At 68.3% G+C, this 18,153-nt stretch carries 14 protein-coding genes; 7 read left to right on the top strand and 7 right to left on the bottom strand.

The window, feature by feature from the left end; translation table 11 throughout:
* Positions 1-180 precede the first annotated feature (180 nt).
* From ABIC44_RS07460 to argH, 5 genes are all read right to left on the bottom strand, one after another.
* On the bottom strand, positions 181-1,134 hold the full coding sequence (locus ABIC44_RS07460) for a zinc transporter ZntB (RefSeq protein WP_354294628.1): 954 nt from the start codon (positions 1,132-1,134) through the stop codon (positions 181-183).
* Positions 1,131-1,904 carry a precorrin-2 dehydrogenase/sirohydrochlorin ferrochelatase family protein gene (locus ABIC44_RS07455; protein WP_354294626.1) on the bottom strand — a complete coding sequence of 258 codons (774 nt, stop codon included), beginning with the start codon at positions 1,902-1,904 and terminating at the stop codon, positions 1,131-1,133. The genes ABIC44_RS07460 and ABIC44_RS07455 overlap by 4 nt, the downstream gene beginning before the upstream one ends.
* 124 nt (positions 1,905-2,028) lie before the next feature.
* Positions 2,029-3,291, bottom strand: a complete 1,263-nt coding sequence (lysA, locus tag ABIC44_RS07450) for a diaminopimelate decarboxylase (RefSeq protein ID WP_354294624.1) — start codon at positions 3,289-3,291, stop codon at positions 2,029-2,031.
* Entirely contained in the window at positions 3,291-3,527 is a 237-nt protein-coding gene (locus ABIC44_RS07445; RefSeq protein ID WP_307102074.1) for a hypothetical protein, read from the bottom strand. Before ABIC44_RS07445 ends, lysA begins: the two co-directional genes overlap by 1 nt.
* Positions 3,524-4,891, bottom strand: coding sequence for an argininosuccinate lyase (argH, locus tag ABIC44_RS07440; RefSeq protein ID WP_354294712.1), 1,368 nt, complete (start codon positions 4,889-4,891; stop codon positions 3,524-3,526). The genes ABIC44_RS07445 and argH overlap by 4 nt, the downstream gene beginning before the upstream one ends.
* A 16-nt stretch (positions 4,892-4,907) precedes the next feature.
* Between argH and ABIC44_RS07435 the strand changes: the two genes are divergently transcribed.
* Positions 4,908-5,507 carry a TlpA family protein disulfide reductase gene (locus ABIC44_RS07435; RefSeq protein WP_354294623.1) on the top strand — a complete coding sequence of 200 codons (600 nt, stop codon included), beginning with the start codon at positions 4,908-4,910 and terminating at the stop codon, positions 5,505-5,507.
* A gap of 3 nt (positions 5,508-5,510) precedes the next feature.
* Here ABIC44_RS07435 and ABIC44_RS07430 read toward each other — a convergent pair whose 3' ends face one another.
* A complete protein-coding gene (locus ABIC44_RS07430; protein ID WP_354294622.1) occupies positions 5,511-5,741 on the bottom strand; it encodes a hypothetical protein in 231 nt (76 codons plus the stop codon).
* A gap of 256 nt (positions 5,742-5,997) precedes the next feature.
* On the opposite strand from ABIC44_RS07430, the gene ABIC44_RS07425 reads away from it, so the two are divergent.
* On the top strand, positions 5,998-7,509 hold the full coding sequence (locus ABIC44_RS07425) for an OpgD/OpgG family glucan biosynthesis protein (RefSeq protein WP_354294621.1): 1,512 nt from the start codon (positions 5,998-6,000) through the stop codon (positions 7,507-7,509).
* On the top strand, positions 7,506-9,305 hold the full coding sequence (gene mdoH / locus ABIC44_RS07420; RefSeq protein ID WP_354294620.1) for a glucans biosynthesis glucosyltransferase MdoH: 1,800 nt from the start codon (positions 7,506-7,508) through the stop codon (positions 9,303-9,305). The genes ABIC44_RS07425 and mdoH overlap by 4 nt, the downstream gene beginning before the upstream one ends.
* 109 nt (positions 9,306-9,414) lie before the next feature.
* Here mdoH and ABIC44_RS07415 read toward each other — a convergent pair whose 3' ends face one another.
* Positions 9,415-10,413, bottom strand: a complete 999-nt coding sequence (locus ABIC44_RS07415) for a ligase-associated DNA damage response exonuclease (protein WP_354294619.1) — start codon at positions 10,411-10,413, stop codon at positions 9,415-9,417.
* 19 nt (positions 10,414-10,432) lie between these two features.
* Between ABIC44_RS07415 and ABIC44_RS07410 the strand changes: the two genes are divergently transcribed.
* From ABIC44_RS07410 to ABIC44_RS07395, 4 genes are all read left to right on the top strand, one after another.
* The gene (locus tag ABIC44_RS07410; RefSeq protein ID WP_354294618.1) at positions 10,433-12,844 is read left to right on the top strand and encodes a ligase-associated DNA damage response DEXH box helicase; all 2,412 of its coding nucleotides are present in this window, start codon (positions 10,433-10,435) and stop codon (positions 12,842-12,844) included.
* 231 nt (positions 12,845-13,075) lie between these two features.
* A complete protein-coding gene (locus ABIC44_RS07405; protein WP_309699845.1) occupies positions 13,076-15,175 on the top strand; it encodes a RelA/SpoT family protein in 2,100 nt (699 codons plus the stop codon).
* Positions 15,176-15,559: 384 nt separating this feature from the next.
* Entirely contained in the window at positions 15,560-16,975 is a 1,416-nt protein-coding gene (locus ABIC44_RS07400; protein ID WP_354294616.1) for a M48 family metalloprotease, read from the top strand.
* 34 nt (positions 16,976-17,009) lie between these two features.
* Positions 17,010-18,002, top strand: coding sequence for a glycosyltransferase family 2 protein (locus ABIC44_RS07395; RefSeq protein WP_354294614.1), 993 nt, complete (start codon positions 17,010-17,012; stop codon positions 18,000-18,002).
* The last annotated feature ends 151 nt before the right edge of the window (positions 18,003-18,153 follow it).

Here is an 18,153-nt window from a genome sequence, read left to right as displayed (position 1 = left end):
GGTCTTTGCGAAAGCAAAGGCCTAGTCGGAGCTGGGTGAGGGGTGGGCGCTCGCTTGGCGAGCGCGCGAGCCTTTGCCCCTCCCCCAAGCTGCGCTAGCCAGCAGGCTGGCAAGCTTCGCTAACCCTCTCCCCTATCCAGGGGAGAGGGAAGAAGAAGCAATACTAAATGTCGATACGCCCTACCGCCGGAACCAGTGTTTCTGCACGAAGTAGATCACGATCCCCGCCGAGATCAGCGCGCAGGCGCCCAGGATCGCGTCGAACGCCCAGGGCTCCTCGGCATAGGGCAGGTTCTTGACGTTCATCCCGTACAGCCCGGTGATGAAGGTCAGCGGCAGGAACACCATCGCCACGATCGAGATGACCAGCGCGCGATTGTCGATCTGTTCGGCGCGCAGGTCGGTCAGCGTCTCGTGGATCAGCGCCGAGCGTTCGCGGATCGATTCGAGCTCCTCGGCCATGCGCGCCGCGCGGTCGGCGGCGGCGGCCAGATGCAGCCGGTCGTCATCGGCCAGCCAGTCGCCGGGCAGTGCCGCCAGCTTCTCCAGCGCGGCCCGCTGCGGATTGAGGAAGCGGCGGTATCCGATCGCGGCGACGCGCACCCGGCTGACCGTGCGGCGCAGCTGGAAGACGCGGCGTTCGTCCAACTGCTCCTCGCAATCGTCCAGATCGTCCCCCAGGCCCGCGACATCGGGGTCGAGATCGTTGGTGATCGCGGTGGCGAAGGCGGTGATCAGGTCGCCGGGATCGTCGATCGCGCCCTTCTCCACCTCCTGCCGCACCAGATCGACCGCCAGCAGCGGACGGCGCGTCACCGAATAGACCCGGCCCTTCACCGCCCAGATCCGCACCGAGGCGAGCATGTCGGAGCCGTCGAGCGGTTCGCTGCTCCGCCCGCGAAGATTGACGAACGCCCCCTCGCCCACCGCCTCGCACCGGGGACGCGTCTCGGTCGCGGTCAGCGCGTCGACGACATAATCGCCGACATGCGCCGAATCGTTCAGCCAGCGCTGCGCGACCGCGTCGTTGGTCTCCAGATGCACCCAGACCAGCCGGGCCTGAGTCGCGACCGCCTCGCGGATCGGAATCGTCGTCGCCTGGCCCTGATCGACGCGATAGGCAAAGCCGGTCATGCCGGGGTCGCCATCGCCAGATCGACCACCTGCCCCTCGCCCGGATCGGCGGGGGCGGCGTCGCTGGCGATCCGCACCGCATCGGCGCGCGCGCGGTCGAGGATCGCGCCCGGCACATCGGCGCGGTGATAGACCCGGTCGGCCGCAGCGAGCGAGCGCGCCTGGCGCAGCGTCAGGTCGTCGGGATCGGTCGAGGTCAACACGAACGCCTCGAACCGCGCCGCAGGCCGGTCCGCCCCCGCCAGCCAGGCGGCGACATTGCCCTCCGCCTTGAGCGGGTCGAGCGGCCCACCCGGCGACAGCGCCGCCCCGATCGCCCGCCGCCGCTCCGCCCCGTCGGGAAAGCGCGCGCGCAAACCCGCCCGCGCGGCATAGAGTCCCTCGGCCAGCGCCCCCAGCCCGGCGGGCAGCAACGCCTCCAGCCGCTGGCGCAAGGCCGCCGCCAGCCCGGCTGACACACCGCCGGTTCCGATCGCAACGATCACGGGGCCGCGCTCGACGATGGCGGGCAGGGTGAAGTCGCACGCCGCCGGACGGTCCACCGCGTTGACCAGCACGCCGCGCGCCTTCAGCCGGGCGATCGCGTCTTGCGCTTCATCCTCATCCTCGATCGCGACGATGGCCAGCGCGGCCTGCGCCTCCTCGCCGACGACCAGCGCGCCCGCCCGGTCGAGCAGGCGGCGCTTGGCCTCGGCGGGCTCGCCGTCGCCCAGCAGGATCACCGGACGGCCGCCCAGCCGGACGAACAGCGGCAGGCTGGCGAGGCTCAACACTCCGCCCCCGCACCGTCGCCCCAGCGCAGGCTGGGGCCTATGGCGACGGAGGCACCGAAAGCCGCCAGAGATCCCAGCCTGCGCTGGGATGACGGCTGAGACGGCGACCCCGCCCGGCGCGTCACTTCTTCAGCCACTCCGGCACGCGCTCGGCGGCGATGATCGTCTCGGCGGCGATGCGGTCGGCGACGACGGCGAAGCGGTCGCCCTCGACCATCACCTCGGGCACCAGCGGGCGGCTGTTATAGGTCGACGCCATGGTCGCGCCATAAGCGCCCGCAGTGCGGAACACGGCGAGGTCGCCCGACTTCACCACATCGATCTCGCGGTTCATCGCGAAGGTGTCGCCCGTCTCGCAGACCGGCCCCGCGATATTCGCCATCATCGTCTCGCCGGTCGGGCGAACCGCGACGAAGTCGTGATGCGCGTCATACAGCGCGGGCCGCATCAGGTCGTTCATCGCCGCATCGACGATGACATAAGGGTTGGCGACGCCGGGCTTCACCCAGACGACCTCGGTCGCCAGCACGCCCGCATTGCCCGCGATCACCCGGCCGGGTTCGAACATCAGCTCGACATCCCAGTCCTTGGTCACGCGCGCCACCATCTCGCCATAAGCGGCGGGGGCAGGCATCACGTCGCCGGGCTTGTACGGCACGCCCAGACCGCCACCCAGATCGACGCGGCTGATGCGGTGCCCCGCCCCGCGCAACTCGGCGACCAGCTCGCCGACGCGCTTATAGGCGGCCTCGAGCGGCGCGAGATCGCCCAGCTGGCTGCCGATGTGGCAGGCGACACCCTTCAGGTCGATGCCGGGCAGCCCCGCCAGACGATCGAACATGCCCAGCGCCTGGTCGATCGGCACGCCGAACTTGTTCTCCTTGCGCCCGGTCGAAATCTTCGCGTGGGTGCCCGCATCCACGTCCGGGTTCACGCGCAGCGTGGCGGGGGCGACCAGCCCGCGCTCATGCGCCAGCTCGGCCAGGACCGCGCCTTCTTCCTCCAGCTCCAGGTTGAACTGGCCGATCCCCGCCTCGAGCGCGGCGACCAGCTCTCGCTTCGTCTTGCCGACGCCCGAGAAGACGATATCCTCCGCCTTCATGCCCGCCGCCAGCGCGCGGCGCATCTCGCCGACCGAGACGACGTCGGCGCCATAGCCTTCATCGGCCAGCACGCGCAGCACGGCGAGATTGGGGTTCGCCTTGATCGCATAGGCCAGGTGGACGCGCGGCAGGCCCTTGAGCCCCTCGCGGAACACCTGCGCATGCCGCCGGAAGGTCGAGGCGGAATAAATATAGACCGGCGTGCCGACTTCGGCGGCGATCCGGGACACGGCCACGTCCTCCACATGGAGTTCGCCGTCTTGGAAATGAAAATGGTCCATCAGCGGGGGGGCAAATCAAATTCGTCCGAACGCCGTTCCTGCGACTGGGTCATCAGTTCGTCGGAGCGTTGCGGGCGTTGTTGGGGGGTCGGCGTCAGCAATTGCTGCGCCGTGGGGCGGACGGTGGCGCCGCGCGGCGCGACGGGCAGTTGCTCGCCCTTGGGCGGTTGCAGCCGGTTGGCCGCGCCGCAAGCACTCAGGCCCAGCGCGACCAGCAGGACGAGCGCCCGCCTCATGCGGGAAGGCCCCGCGCGGTCGCGATGGCGGCGCGGACATTGGCGGGCGCGGTGCCGCCGAAGCTGACCCGGCTGGCGACCGAGGCATCGACCGACAGCACGTCATAGATGCCGTCATCGATGCGCGCGTCGATGCCGGTCAGCTCTTCGATCGACAACTGGTGCAGCATCACGCCCTTCTCCTCGGCCAGCTTCACCGCGCGGCCGGTGATGTGATGCGCCTCGCGGAAGGGGATGCCGCCGACGCGCACCAGCCAGTCGGCCAGGTCGGTCGCGGTCGAGAAGCCCGCCTCCGCGACGCCGCGCATCCGTTCCGTGCGGAAGGTCGCGCTCTGGATCATGCCCGTCATCGCCGCGATCGACAGCGCCAGCAGGTCGTGCGCCTCGAACACCGGTGGCTTGTCGTCCTGCATATCCTTGGAATAGGCGAGCGGCAGGCCCTTCATCGTGACCATCAGGCTGGTCATGCAGCCCATGATCCGCCCGGCATGGCCGCGCACCAGCTCGGCCGCGTCGGGGTTGCGCTTCTGCGGCATGATCGAGCTGCCGGTCGACCATTGGTCGGACAGCGCGACGAAGCCGAAGGGCTGCGATGCCCAGAGCACGAACTCTTCCGCAAGCCGCGACAGGTGCAGCGAGCAGTTGGTCGCGGCCTGCAGATAATCGATCGCGAAGTCCCGGTCGCTGACCGCATCGAGCGAGTTGCGCGTCGGCGCGTCGAAGCCCAGCGCCGCCGCCGTCATGTGGCGATCGACCGGAAAGCCCGTCCCCGCCAGCGCCGCCGAGCCCAGCGGGCACTGGTTCATCCGCGCGCGCGCATCGGCAAAGCGGCTGGCGTCGCGCACGATCATCTCGTGATAGGCCATCAGGTGATGGCCCAACGTCACCGGCTGCGCCGATTGCAGATGGGTGAAGCCCGGCATCACGCTGTCGGCATGATCCTCGGCGCGGGTCAGCAATGCCTCGCGCAGGGCACCCAGCGCGGTCAGCGTCTCGTCGATCGCGTCGCGCACCCACAGGCGGAAGTCGGTCGCCACCTGGTCGTTGCGCGACCGCGCGGTGTGCAGCCGCCCCGCGACCGGGCCGATCAGTGCGCTGAGCTTCGCCTCGGTCTGCATATGGATGTCTTCGAGGGTCAGGTCCTCGGCCACGCCGTTCGCGGCATAATCCTCGGCGACGCGGTCCAGCCCGGCGGAAATCGTCGCGGCGTCCTCGGCAGAGACGATGCCCTGTTTGCCCAGCATGGCGACATGCGCTTTCGATCCGGCGATGTCCTGTTTCCACAGTCGCTTGTCGAAGGGGATGGACGCGTTTATCTCGCGCATCACCGCGGCGGGACCTTCTGCGAAGCGCCCGCCCCACATTGCGTTGGAGCCGCCCATGTCGTCGCGTACCGTGATCGCCTGTCTCCTGGGGCTGATGGTCGCCGGGTGCGATAAGCAAAGCCCCGCGCCGGAGCAAGCCGCCAACACCGCCACGGGTGAAGTTTCGAGCGGCGAAGTGACGGGTGGGGAAGTCGCCTCGACGCCCGACGCGCCCAAGCCCGCCGGAGCCGTCAACCGCAGCCACAAGGGCGAGGCCGCCCCGACGCTGGGCTTCACCACGCTCGACGGCAAGCCGACGACACTGGCCGATTTCCGGGGCAAGCCGGTGCTGGTCAATCTCTGGGCGACCTGGTGCGGTCCGTGCGTCGCCGAGATGCCGACCCTGGCCGCCACGGCCGAACGGTTGAAGGGCAAGGTCGCGGTGATCGCGGTCGCGCAGGACGAAGCCGCCAAGGTGAAGCCGTTCTTGGCGGGCCGGAAGCTCGACGCGCTGCCCGTCTATCTCGACCCCAAGCTGGGGTTGAGCGTCCATTATCAGGCCAATCTGCCGACCACGATCCTCTATGGCGCGGACGGCAAGGAGATCTGGCGGGTAACGGGCGGATTCGACTGGGCCGGGGCCGAGGCCCAAAAACTGCTGTCCGAGGCGAAATAACCGTCACAGCGGCGGGAATTTTCGATACACGGCGGGGGAGCGCCGTTCGCGATACGCGAAAAAAAGCCCCGCCCGGCATGAACCGGGCGGGACAGGCTGGGGTAAACGGTCGACGAAGCGGATCGCAAACGGCGCTCGCCCGCTTTCGTCCTGACAAGACAAACAGATGCCGCGCCGGTCATCGGCCGCCGAACAACATCGTCGGCGCATCGCAAGGATGCGCGACTTCATCATCGTCTGTTATGCAAGGGAACGCGACGGACGGATCGAACACAGGATCCGCCTGAACTTTTCGGTCATTCAAGAGCCCCCCTCTTGATTTGCACTGGTCATAATCGATCCCGTCAGCCCGGTCAAATATATTATACTTTCCTTTGCTGCTGTCGGTTCGACAGTAACAGAGCAACCGATCGTCGCATGCTGCGTTGCACCACGAGCCATGTCCCGCCAGCGAGGGACGGATGGATTCACCGATGGAGACGCCGAGCCGATGATGCAGGCCAATCGCCGTGAACTGGTCGCGGCCCTCGCCATTCTGGGCGTATCGTCACGCCTCGCCGCCCAGGCGCTTGCCCCCGGTGGCGCGACCGGCGCTCCCCAGCCCTTTTCCTGGGCCGCGCTGCAACGGCGGGCGGAAGAACTGGCCCGCCAGCCCTATCGCCCCCAGGCCAAGGTCGAGGCGGCGGCGGCGATCGACTATGACGCGGTGGGCACGATCCGGTATCGCGACGACCGCACGCTGGCGGGCGGCATCCGCCTGTTCCCGCTGGGCCGCTATGCCCCCAATCCGGTCGGCATCAACATCGTCGCGAACGGCCAGGCGCGCGCTGTGCCCTTCGCGCCCGCGCTGTTCACCGCCGAGGCGGGCCATGCGCCGCCGCTGGGCATCGCCGGGTTCCGCGCGATGACGGCCGACGGCAAGAGCGACTGGCTGGCCTTTCAGGGTGCCTCCTATTTCCGCACGGCGGGTGCGCAGGACCAATATGGCCTGTCGGCGCGGGGTATCGCGATCGACACCGGCATCGACGGGCGCGAGGAATTTCCCGCCTTCACCGATTTCTGGATCGAGCGGACCGGCGCGCAAGCCTATACCGTCCATGCGCTGCTCGACGGGCCCAGCGTCGCGGGGGCGTATCGGATCGAGTCGCAAAAGGGCTCAGGCGGGATCGAGCAACGCGTCTCGGCCGTCCTGTTCTTCCGCCGCGATGTCGAGCGGCTGGGCATCGCGCCCGCGACCAGCATGTTCTGGTATGGCGAGGGCAACCGGGCAGCGGGCAGCGACTGGCGGCCCGAGATTCATGATTCGGACGGCCTCGCGCTGCTGACCGGCGCGGGCGAGCGGCTGTGGCGGCCTTTGGTCAATCCGCCGCGCCCGACGCTCGACAGCTTCGCCGACACCGATCCGCGCGGCTTCGGCCTGCTCCAGCGCGACCGGGACTTCGATCATTACCAGGACGACGGGGCCTTTTATGACCGCCGCGCGAACCTGTGGGTCCAGCCGCAGGGCGATTGGGGCCGGGGCCAGGTGATGCTTTATGCCTTTCCCACCGCGTCGGAGACGGTCGACAATATCGTCGCCTTCTGGAACCCCGCCGATGCGCCCAAGGCGGGGCAGAAGCGGCAGTTCGACTATCGCCTGAGCTGGGGATCGACCGATCCCACCATCGTCCCGGCCGTCGCCCATGCGGTCGACCTGTGGACCGGCGCGGCCGGGCGGCCCGGTGCGGAGCCGACGCCGGGCGCGCGCAAGCTGGTGGTCGACTTTACCGGCCCCGTGCTGGCCGGGCTCGACCGGCGGAGCGGCGTGACGGCCGATATCTCGGTCACACGCGGCAAGCTGCTGACCCAGGCCGCCTATCCGGTGGTGGGGCAGCCCAATCGCTGGCGCATCACCGCCGACATCGCGCCCGAAGGTCAGGGCCCCGCCGATGTCCGCCTGTTCCTGAAGCGCGGAACCAGGGCGCTGACCGAGACGGTGCTTGCCCCGGTCTTCCTGCCGTGACCCATCCGCGCGCCATCATGCCGCCGCCCGCACCGCTGACCATGGCGGTGCAGCGTTTCGATGGCCCGCCGCCGCCGCACTCCGCGCCCGAGCCGCGCGCTGGGGTCAATCTGGCGCCCGACGACATATTGACCCGCCGACTGCTGCTGGTTCTGCTGACCGGGTTGCTGGCGACCGCCGCCTCGGCCGCGGTCAAGGAAGCCCTGCTGAGCGACGGGCTGAACCTGCTCGACGGGCTGTTGCTGCTGCTGTTCTTTCCGCTGTTCGCCTGGATCTCGTTCGGCTTCGTGACGGCGGCGATCGGCTTCGTCCTGCTGATCTCGCGCGCGCATCCGGGCATCACCCCCGCGCCCAAGGGGGCCGCGCCGCCGACCGCGCGGACGGCGGTGCTGGTGCCGGTGCATAACGAGGATGTCGATGCGGTGTTCGACCGGATCGCGCGCATGGCCGTCATGATCGACCGGGCGGGGGCGGCCGACCGTTTCGCCTTCTTCGTCCTGTCCGATTCGGGCGAAGCCGCCGAGGCCGAGGAGCGCGCCGCCTGGGAAAAGCTCGCCCCCTGGCTGGCGGTGCCGCTCTATTATCGCCGCCGGACCGAGAATGTCGGGCGCAAGCCCGGCAACGTCGCCGACTGGATCCGCAACCAGGGTGCGGCCTATGACTTCATGCTGATGCTCGATGCCGACAGCCTGATGGGCGGCGACACCATCGTCGGCATGGCGCAGATCATGGAGCAGCGCCCCTCGATCGCGCTTCTCCAGACCGTGCCGATGATCATCGGCGCGACGACCTTCTTCCAGCGCTGGATGCAGTTCGCCAGCCGATTCTATGGCCCGATCTCGACCGCCGGGCTGGTCTGGTGGTCGGGGTCCGAATCGACCTTCTGGGGGCATAACGCGCTGATCCGTATCCGCGCCTTTGCCGAGAGTTGCGGCCTGCCCGACCTGCCCGGACGCCCGCCCTTCGGCGGCACGATCATGAGCCATGACATGGTCGAGGCCGCGCTGCTGCGGCGGCGCGGCTGGCGGCTGCACATGCTGATGGTCGAGGACAGTTTCGAGGAATATCCCCCCACGCTGATCGACCAGGCGGTGCGTGACCGGCGCTGGGCGCAGGGCAATACCCAGCATCTGAAACTGCTCGGCGCAAGCGGTTTTCACTGGATCAGCCGGTTGCAGCTGCTGATCGGCGCCTCGGCCTATCTGACCTCGCCCGCCTGGCTGATCCTGATCGCCACCTCGATCGCGCAGAGCCTGTCCGACGATGCCGCGACGGTGCGCGCGGTGACGTCGGCGCGGGTGCTGGTCGTGACGCTGATCCTGCTGTTCGGGCCGAAGCTGCTGAGCATCGTCTGGGCGATGGCCGACCGCGAACGCCGGGCCAGCTATGGCGGCGCGCGCGCGATCCTGGCCTCGGTGGCGCTCGACGTGCCGCTGTCGATCCTGACCGCGCCAGGCATCGCGCTGACCCAGACGATCGACCTCATCAACATCATGCGCGGCAAGCCCTCGGGCTGGAACCCGCAGAGCCGGGTGCGCGACGGGCTGGCGGCGGCGGATGCGATGCCGCGCTATCGCTGGCATCTGGCGCTGGGCGTGGTGTTCCTGGGGGTGTCGTTCCTGAACCCGGTGCTGGGCGCGTGGCTGTCGCCTGTGACGCTGGGGCTGTTGCTGGCGCCGTGGCTGGCGATGGAGACGGCCAAGGTCCGGCCGGGCGAGCGGTTGGCGAAGAAGGGCGTGTTCGCGGTGCCGGGGTCGGTGGTGGCGGACCCTGCCCGGCCCTTGGCCTTGGTGTGAGGGATTCGCTTGGGCTTCGACTTCGCTCAGCCTGAACGGCGGTTTGTAGAAGGCCGCATCCCCTCGCTCCGTTCAGCCTGAGCGAAGTCGAAGGCCACGCCCCGCCCTCTCAATCATCCTCATCCTCGAACCCCACCAGCGCCAAGGCCCGCGCCTTCATCTGACGCGTCTCGCACCAGTGGACCAGAGCCTCCTCGCGCCCATGCGTCACCCACACCTCGCGCGGGGCGATCTCGGTGAGCGTCCGGGTCAGTTCGTCCCAATCGGCATGGTCGGACAGGATCAGCGGCAGCTCGACATTCTTCTGCCGCGCGCGCTGGCGCACCCGCATCCAGCCGCTGGCCATGGCGGTGATCGGATCGGGCAGCCGCCGCGACCAGCGATCGTTGAGCGCACCGGGCGGACACATGACCACATGCCCCGCCATCTCCGCCTTGGGCGTGTCGGCCACCATGCGAAGCTCGCCCAGATCAACGCCCAATTCCTGATAGAGCGCGCATAGCCGCGCCAGCGCGCCGTGCAGATAGATGGGCGCCTCATGCCCGCGCACGCGGAGTTCGGCGATCACCCGCTGCGCCTTTCCCAGCGCATAGGCGCCGACCAGCACGCAGCGCGTCGGATTGGCGTGGAGCCGCGCGATCAGCTTGTCGATCTCGTCGCCCGTCTCGGGATGGCGAAAGACGGGTAGTGCGAAGGTCGCTTCGGTGACGAAGACGTCACATTTCACCGGCTCGAAGGCCGCACAGGTCGGATCGGCGCGGCGCTTGTAATCGCCCGACACCACCACCCGCTCGCCGCGATAGTCGAGCACGATCTGCGCCGATCCCAGCACATGCCCTGCGGGCACGAAACCGACCTCCACCTCGCCCAGCCGGATCGTCTCGCCATACGCCACCTCGACGCCGTTCTGCGGGCCGTAGCGCGCCGCCATGATCGCCAGCGTCTCGGGCGTCGCCCAGACCGTGCCATGCCCGCCGCGCGCATGATCGGCATGGCCGTGCGTCACCAGCGCGCGTGGCTCCGGTTCGGACGGATCGACCCACACATCGGCGGGGGCCACGTAAATCCCGTGTTTATGGGGCTGTATCCAGTCGCCGAGCTTGACCATGATACCTATATCCTTCGGGATGCTCCCCGGTTCCCTTCCGCCCGCCCTGACCGACTGGTTCGCCGCCAAGGGCTGGCACCCGCGCACCCATCAGCTGGCGATGCTGGAGGAAGCCCGCGCAGGCCGCCACGCGCTGCTGGTCGCCACCACGGGCGCGGGCAAGACGCTGGCGGGGTTCCTGCCGACGCTGACCGAGCTGATCGAACAGCCGAGCGAGGGGCTGCACACCCTCTACGTCTCGCCGCTCAAGGCGCTGGCGGTCGACATTCGCCGCAACCTCGTGACCCCGATCGAGGAGATGGGCCTCGACATCCGGGTCGAGACGCGGACCGGCGACACCTCGTCGGACAAGAAGGCGCGGCAACGGGTGAAGCCGCCGCACATCCTGCTGACGACGCCCGAATCGCTGTCGCTGCTGCTCAGCTATCCCGATGCCGCGACCATGTTCGCGGGCCTCAAGACCATCGTGGTGGACGAGGTCCACGCCTTCGCCACTGGCAAGCGGGGCGACCTGCTTTCCTTGTGCATGGCGCGGTTGCAGCGGCTGTCACCTGATCTGCGACGGGTCGCGCTGTCGGCGACCGTGGCGGACCCCGACGGCTATCGCGCCTGGCTCGCGCCCGACGGAGATATCGACGCGGTCGGCCTGGTCACGGGCGAACCCGGCGCGCCGCCGGACATAGCGATCCTGCTGCCCGAGGACCGCATTCCCTGGGCGGGCCATTCGGGCCGCTATGCCGCCGCGCAGGTGATGCGCGTCATCGAGGCGAACCGGACCACCATCGTCTTCTGCAACACGCGCAGCCTGGCCGAGCTGATCTTCCAGGATCTGTGGAAGGCGAACGACAAGAGCCTGCCGATCGGCGTCCATCACGGCTCGCTGTCCCTGGAAGCCCGCCAGAAGGTCGAGGCGGCGATGGCCGACGGGCAACTCCGCGCGCTGGTCGCGACCGCCAGCCTCGACCTGGGCGTCGACTGGGGCGATGTCGACTGCGTGATCCAGATGGGCGCGCCCAAGGGCTCGTCACGCCTGCTCCAGCGGATCGGCCGCGCCAATCACCGGCTGGACGAATCGAGCCGCGCGATCCTGGTCCCCGGCAACCGCTTCGAATATCTGGAAGCGCGCGCCGCGCTCGACGCGGTGGAGGCGGGCGAGCTGGACCCCGACCTCTTCCGCCCCGGCGCGCTCGACGTGCTGGCGCAGCATGTCATGGCCTGCGCCTGTGCCGCGCCGTTCGAACAGGGCGCGCTGCTGGGCGAAATCCGCTCGGCCATGCCCTATTCGGCGCTGGACGACGAGACGTTCGACCGGGTGCTGCGCTTCATCGCCGATGGCGGCTATGCCTTGCGCGCCTATGACCGGTTCAAGCGGCTGGTCCAGCAGCCGGACGGGACGTGGCGCGTCACCCATCCGCAGTTCGTCGCGCAGCACCGGCTGAACGCCGGGATCATCGTGGAAGCGACGATGCTGAAGGTTCGCTTCCGCAACGGCCGCCAGTTGGGCCGCGTCGAGGAAGGCTTCGCCGCCACTCTCGCCCCCGGCGACACCTTCTTCTTCGCCGGGTTGAGCCTGGAGGTGGAATCGATCGACGGCGAGGATTTGATCGTCCGCGCCACCTCCCGCCCTGCGCGCATCCCGACCTATGGCGGCAGCCGGATGCCGCTGTCGACCAGCCTGGCCGACCGGGTGCGCGCATTCCTGGCCGATCGGGGCGAGTGGGATCGCTTCCCGGCGGACGTGCATGACTGGCTGGAGATGCAGGACCGCCGCTCGGTCCTGCCCCGCCCCGGCCAGCTGCTGGTCGAGACCTTCCCGCGCGAGGGACGGCATTACATGGTCGCCTACAGCTTCGAGGGGTGGAACGCGCACCAGTCGCTGGGGATGCTGGTGACCCGGCGGATGGAGGCGCAGGGGCTGAAACCGCTGGGCTTCGTCGCCAGCGACTATGCGCTGGCCTGTTACGGGCTGGAGAAGGTGACCGACCCGGCCAGCCTCTTCTCCCCCGACATTCTCGAGAACGAGTTCGTCGACTGGGTGCAGCAATCGCACCTGCTCAAGCGCGCCTTTCGCGAGGTGGCGGTGATCGGCGGGCTGGTCGACCGCCAGCATCCCGGCAAGCGCAAGACCGGGCGGCAGGTGACCTTCTCGACCGACCTGATCTACGACGTGCTGCGCAAGTACGAGCCCGGCCATCTGCTGCTCCAGGCGGCATGGGACGATGCGCGGGCGCGGATGACCGATGTGGGGCGACTGGCGAATTTGCTCGACCGGGCGGGCGGCACGATGCTGCATGTCGATCTGGAGCGGGTGAGCCCACTCGCCGTGCCGGTGCTGGTGCTGATCGGGCGCGAGAAGGTGGCGACGGGAAGTGCGGACGACGACCTGCTGATCGAGGCGGAGGCTCTGGCGGCGGAGGCGATGGCGGGGTGATTCCCGTGGCCCAACGCTCTCCTCTGGCCGCTCCCCTCCCGCAGGCGGGAGGGGATGGGGGAGGGCACGGGGTCTCACAGAGACCAGCCCCCGTGGCTCTTGCCCCTCCCCAACCCCTCCCCCTGCCGGGAGAGGGGCTCGAAAAAGAAAGGGGCTTGAGAAGCCCGTCCGATCACCCTGATCGCATCAAAAATGTTGCAATGGTCATCCCACCCACGCAAATCTGATTTCGTGCTCCGCCAGTATGAACTCGTCGACCGCGTGCTCGACTATGACCCCCAGGCCGATGAGGCGCTGCTGAACCGCGCTTACGTCTTCTCGATGAAGGCGCATGGCAGCCAGAAACGTGCCTCGGGCGATCCCTATTTCAGCCATCCGATCGAGGTGGCCGGCATCCTGACCGACCTGCATCTGGATGACGAGACGATCGCGACCGCCATCCTGCACGACACGATCGAGGATACGGTCGCCACCTATGACGAGATCGAACGGCTGTTCGGTCCCAATGTCGCGCGGCTGGTCGACGGTGTCACCAAGCTGTCCAAGATCGAGGCGCAGACCGAGAGCGAGCGCGCCGCCGAGAATCTGCGCAAGTTCCTGCTCGCCATGTCGGACGATATCCGCGTCCTGCTGGTCAAGCTGGCCGATCGCCTCCACAACATGCGCACGCTCCATCACATTGCGAAGCCGGAAAAGCGCCGCCGCATCGCGAAGGAGACGATGGACATCTATGCCCCGCTCGCCGAGCGGATCGGCATGTACGAGTTCATGAAGGAGATGCAGATGCTCTCCTTCCAGCAGCTCGAACCCGAGGCGTATGAGTCGATCACGCTTCGCCTGGCGCAAATGAAGGAAGGCGGCGGCGACCGGATTTCCAAGATCGCCTCGGGGCTGAAGCTGCTGATGTCGCGCGGCGGGGTGGAGGCCGAGGTGACGGGGCGCGAGAAATCGGCCTTCTCGATCTTCCGCAAGATGAACGAGCGGCACATCAGCTTCGAGCAGCTGTCCGACGTCATGGCCTTCCGCGCGATCGTGCCGACCGAAGAGGATTGCTACCGCGCGCTGGGGCTGATCCATCGCCGCTGGCCGATGGTGCCGGGGCGGTTCAAGGATTATATCTCGACGCCCAAGCGCAACGGATACCGCTCGCTCCACACCAGCGTCATCCATGCCGACAATGCGCGTATCGAAATCCAGATCCGCACGCCGGAAATGCATGCCGAGGCCGATTTCGGCCTGGCGGCGCACTGGACCTATAAACAGGCGACCCGCCACGATGCGCAGGTCAGCTGGATTCGCGACCTGGTCGAGATTCTCGACACGGCGGGCAGCCCCGAAGAGCTGATCGAACATACGAAGATGGCGATGTACCAGGATCGCATCTTCGCCTTCACGCCGAAGGGCGAGCTGATCCAGCTGCCCAAGGGCGCGACGCCGATCGACTTCGCCTATGCCGTGCACACCGATCTGGGCGACCAGGCGGTGGGGGCCAAGCTGAACGGGCGGGTGGTGCCGCTGTCGACCGTCATCTCCAATGGCGACCAGGTGCAGATCCTGCGCTCGGCCGGGCAGACGCCGCAGGCGAACTGGCTGAACCTGGCGATCACCGGCAAGGCGCTGGCCGCGATCCGCCGCCATCTGCGCCATGCCGAACGCGCCGAGCAGGTGACGCTGGGCACCAAGTTGTACGAGGATATCGTCCGGCGTCTGCCTGCGCAGATCGGCGCGGACGCGCTGACCCATGCGCTGCAACGGCTGAAGATGCCCGACGAGGCGCATCTGATGATCGCGATCGCCAGGCGGACCGTGTCGGATGCCGCGGTGATGGAGGCGCTGATGCCCGGATCGGCGGGCGCGGACGTCGCCGCGCTGCCGCCGCAGTCGAGCGCGATTTCGATCAAGGGGCTGACGCCCGGCGTCGCCTATGACCTGGCGCAATGCTGCCACCCGGTGCCGGGCGACCGCATCGTCGGGCTGCGGCGGCCGGATGCGGGGATCGAGGTGCACGCCATCCAGTGCCCGGTCCTCGCCGAGCTGGCCGACCGGACTGACGAGGAAACCGACTGGGTCGACGTCTCCTGGGGCGACGACAGCGAGGGCGCGACCGCGCGAATCTCGGTGATGGTCAAGAACGAACCCGGCGCGCTGGGCATATTGGCGACGATCATCGGCCAGCATAAGGCGAACATCATCAACGTCCGGCTGGACACCCGCGACACGCGCTTCCATACGAACCTGATCGATGTGGAGGTGCATGACCTCCAACACCTGATGCGCCTGATCGCCGCCTTGCGGGCGGCGGATGTGGTGAGTTCGGTCGAGCGGGTTTAAGTTCGCGCGGAGACGCGGAGGTGTCTGGCTCCGCCGATCCGGCACGGGCCCTCTCGTCCGGAAGACGAAGTCGCCTGGTTGGGAATGGATGCCGCTTGGGCCGGGCGAAGCACCTCCGCGCCTCCGCGCCTCTGCGCGAACAGAATCTTCTTCGTTCCCCGGCGAAGGCCGGGGCCCAGTAGGGATGCACGATCGAAGGTGCTGGGCGGATGCCTCCACCGCATCGTTTCGCGCCTCCTAAGCCGCCAAGAAACTGGACCCCGGCCTTCGCCGGGGAACCATGCGGCATTGGATTTCCTGACACCCGGATGACGCCAGCGTAACAAAAAGCTGGAACCCCCGACGCGCCTGCGCTTTGGAGACCCCAAACAGGGGAGCCTTAACATGCGTTTCGTCACCGCCGCCGCCATGCTCGCGCTCGTCGCGGCCCCCGCCGTCGCCCAGCAGACCCGGTCGATCTCCGCCTCGGACAAGGCGCAGGGGGCGCAGGCCAACCCGGAACTGGTGAAGCAATATGGCGGCCGCTACACCGGCCCGCAGGCCGCGTTCGTCGAACGCGTCGGCAAGCGGGTCGCGGTCCAGTCCGGCCTGTCCAACGCGCAGGGCGATTTCGTCGTGACGACGCTCAACTCGCCGGTCGAGAACGCCTTCGCCATTCCCGGCGGCTATATCTATGTCACCCGCCAGCTGCTCGCACTGATGAATTCCGAGGCCGAGCTCGCCTCGGTGCTGGGCCATGAAGTCGGCCATGTCGCCGCGCGCCATTCTCAGAGCCGCAACACCCGCTCGACCATCGGCTCGATCCTGGCGGCGGGCGCGGGGCTGCTGACCGGCAGCAATATCGCCACCCAGTTGGTGGGCACCGGCGCACAGCTCTACACGCTGAAATATGGCCGCGATCAGGAATATCAGGCCGATGGCCTCGGCATCCGCTACATGACCGCCGCCGGATATGATCCCTATGCCTCGGCCGACATGCTCGCCTCGCTGGCCGCGTCGAGCAACCTCGCGGCGCGCACATCCGGCAAGGACGCCAACGCCATTCCGACCTGGGCCTCGACCCATCCCAACAGCGCCGACCGCGTCCGCCGCGCCGCTTCGCTCGCGCAAGCAACCGGCCGTCCCGAAACCACCCCGCCGCAGGACACCGCCTTCCTGCGGATGCTCGACGGCCTGCCCTATGGCGACGATCCCAAGGAGGGCGTGGTCGACGGCCAGAGCTTCCGCCATCCCGGCCTGAAGCTGAAATTCACCGCGCCCACCGGCTATGCCATCGCCAATGGCAGCGATGCGGTGACCATCGCCGGTCAGGGCGGCCAGGCCGAGATGCGTCTGGGCCAGGGCAGCGATCTGGGCCAGGCGATCGCGCAGCGCTTCGGCCAGCTCGGCACCGGCACCCCCTCGGGCCAGGTGCAGAACGGGACGGCCAACGGCATCCCCTATGCCTATGTCACCACCCGCGCCGCCGCCAACAACCGCGCGGTCGATGCGACGGTGGTCGCCTATCGCTTCCCCGCCGCGACCTATACCTTCACGCTCGTGACGCCGGCGGGCTCGGGCATCGGGCCGTTCCAGCCGCTGCTCGCCTCGGTCGCGCCGCTCTCGACCGCCGAGGCCAACGCCATTCGCGGCAAGAAGATCAGCATCGTCACCGTCCGCCAGGGCGACACGATCGACAGCCTGTCGGCGCGCATGGCCTTTCCCGATTACAAGCGCGAGCGGTTCGTGACGCTGAACGGGCTCGATTCGGAACAAGCGCTGGTGCCGGGTCGTTTGGTCAAGCTGGTCGTGAATGGGTGACGGACGCGCTCGACGCCGCTAAACCGGCGGCGTCATGAAGCGCCCTGCCCTGTCCGTCGTCGTCCCCTGCTATAACGAAGCCGCCTGTCTGGACGTGCTGCACGCGCGTATCTCGGGCGCGGCGCGCGTGGCGGTGGGCGAGGATTATGAGATCGTCCTGATCAACGACGGCTCGCGCGACGATAGCTGGCCGGTGATGCAGCGGCTGGCCGCCGCCGATCAGCATCTGGTCGCGATCAACCTGTCGCGCAACCACGGCCACCAGCTGGCGCTGACCGCTGGGCTGGACCTGTGTTCGGGCGAGCAGATCCTGATCATCGACGCCGATCTTCAGGACCCGCCCGAACTCCTCACCGACATGCGCGCGACGATGGCGGCGCAGGGGGCGGACGTGGTCTATGCCGTGCGCCGCAAGCGGGCCGGGGAAACGCTGTTCAAGAAGGCGACGGCGGCGATCTTCTACCGGATGCTCGACCGGCTGACCGACACGCCGATCCCGCTCGACACCGGCGATTTCCGCCTAATGAGCCGCCGTGCGCTCGACGCGTTGCAGTCGCTGCCTGAACAGGCGCGCTTCATTCGCGGCATGGTCGCCTGGGTCGGCTTCCGCCAGGTCCCCTTCCCCTATGACCGCGCCGAGCGGCATGCGGGCGAGACCCATTATCCGCTGGGCAAGATGATCGCGCTGGCCTTCGATGCGGTGACGGGCTTTTCGACCGCGCCCTTGCGCTGGGCCAGCCATATCGGCCTGGCGCTGACCGCCGCGTCGCTGTTGCTGCTGGTCTATATCGCGATCGGCTGGCTGACCGGCTCGGCGGTGCAGGGCTGGACCTCGACCATGCTGGTCACCGTCATCCTGGGCGCGGTGCAGATGTTCGTGCTGGGCATGATCGGCGAATATCTGGGGCGGCTCTATATCGAATCGAAGCGGCGGCCGCTCTATCTGGTCGCCGATGTGGCGGGCCCGGTACAGGGCCATGCCCGGCTGGGCTATAGCGCGCATGAGGGGGCCAAGGACCCGGCCTGACCGCCATCGCGCGGGCTGGGTCCAGCGCGGGCGCTTCCGCCCCTGCCGGACTCACCCGCCGTTCGTCGGGGTGGTGGTAGCGGGCTAACTTTCGCACGGGAATCTTGCCTCCGGAACGCACGCGGCGGAGGTCGGGGCGTGGCCTTCGACT

The organism is Sphingomonas sp. 1185, assembly GCF_040544655.1.
Classification (GTDB): domain Bacteria; phylum Pseudomonadota; class Alphaproteobacteria; order Sphingomonadales; family Sphingomonadaceae; genus Sphingomonas.
Note: the sequence above shows the minus strand (reverse complement) of the source record. Positions and strands in the feature narration are given on the sequence as shown.